Source organism: Streptomyces klenkii, from assembly GCF_003626645.1.
GTDB classification, from domain to species: Bacteria; Actinomycetota; Actinomycetes; order Streptomycetales; family Streptomycetaceae; genus Streptomyces; species Streptomyces klenkii.
The window spans coordinates 1-1,189 of record NZ_RBAM01000134.1; the positions used below are offsets into that span (position 1 = coordinate 1).

At 71.3% G+C, this 1,189-nt stretch carries 3 protein-coding genes; 1 reads left to right on the forward strand and 2 read right to left on the reverse strand.

Features of this window, described 5'->3' with window-relative positions; genetic code table 11:
• The coding region (locus D7231_RS35205; protein WP_120760452.1) for a DUF5326 family protein at positions 1–208 on the reverse strand (208 nt) is incomplete at its 3' end.
• Positions 209–379: 171 nt separating this feature from the next.
• Positions 380–697 (reverse strand): cupin domain-containing protein, encoded by a 318-nt coding sequence (locus D7231_RS35210; protein ID WP_120760448.1) that lies wholly within the window; start codon positions 695–697, stop codon positions 380–382.
• Between the two features lie 78 nt (positions 698–775).
• Between D7231_RS35210 and D7231_RS35215 the strand changes: the two genes are divergently transcribed.
• A complete protein-coding gene (locus tag D7231_RS35215) occupies positions 776–1,147 on the forward strand; it encodes a phage holin family protein (protein ID WP_120760450.1) in 372 nt (123 codons plus the stop codon).
• Positions 1,148–1,189 lie beyond the last annotated feature (42 nt).

The following is a 1,189-nucleotide window of genomic DNA, read 5'->3' on the forward strand; positions in this document are numbered from 1 at the left end:
CGCCGCCACCGGAGGACGAGGAGGAGGTGACCTTGCGGACCACGAAGATCAGCACGGCCACCAGCGCGGCTATCAGCAGCAGCCGGAAGAGCAGGTGCAGCAGCCACACCACCAGGCCCCCCAGCAGGGTGCCCAGGACGACCACGGCTATGGCGGGCAGTGCGATCCACCGCACCCACCACGGCAGGGTCATAAAGGCTCGCTTCATCGCCACAGGCTCCTAGCTCCGCACGAAGGACCGCGCGTCCTCGACGCGCCGCCACGTACTCGATGCTAAGCGCGCCGGGCCCGCCCCGGGAGGGCCGCCGCCCCCGGTCTCCCCCTGACCGTTCCCTGATCCCGACCCTGAGCGGAGGGCCGCCCGGCCCTCGGGAAGGGCTCAGCCCTCGGGCGGAGAGAAGACGACCAGGACCCGCAGGTCCTCGGTGATGTGGTGGAAGCGCGCCGGGACCCCGCCCGGGACGAAGACGACGCTGCCGCGCGCCACGGTCGTCGTCTCGTCCCCGACCGTGACCGAGGCCCGGCCGCTGACGACGAAGTTGAGGACGTCCTGGCGGTGCGGGCGCTGGGTGTCCCGCTCCCCGGCGGCCAGCGCATAGAGACCGGCCGAGAGATTGCGTTCGCGAAGGAACCGGAGGTAGGCGCCGTCGTGCGCCAGGCGCTCCGCCTCCAGTTCGTCCAGCCGGAATGCCTTCACCGGGTCCGTCCCCCGCTTTCCCCTGATTCCCGCCGCGATCCCCTTGCGCGGACCGGCCCGTCTGCAACGATCACCTGTATGTCTAGTCTCTTCTTCCGGTTCGTCGCCAACGCGGTGGCCCTCGCGGTCGCCGTGTGGGTGGTGGACGGCATCACCCTCGGCGACGGGGACGCGGACACCGGGGCCCGCGCCGTCACGCTCTGCGTCGTCGCGCTGATCTTCGGCGCGGTCAACGTCGTGGTCAAGCCCATCGTCTCGTTCTTCTCCCTGCCCCTGCTGATCCTGACGCTCGGCCTGTTCACGCTGGTGATCAACGCCGCGATGCTCGGGCTGACCGCCGCCCTGTCGGGCGACGCCTTCAACGTCGACGGATTCGGCGCGGCCTTCTGGGGCGGCCTGATCATCTCCATCGTCTCCTGGGCGGTCAACCTGGTGCTCGACCGTGACTGAGACGGCCGACGCGGCCCCCGCCCCGCCGCGGGCCGCCCGCCC

Bases quoted from the DNA above. Each gene is read 5' to 3' on its own strand.
- D7231_RS35215 (WP_120760450.1), top strand. From the start codon at position 776: ATGTCTAGTCTCTTCTTCCGGTTCGTCGCCAACGCGGTGGCCCTCGCG.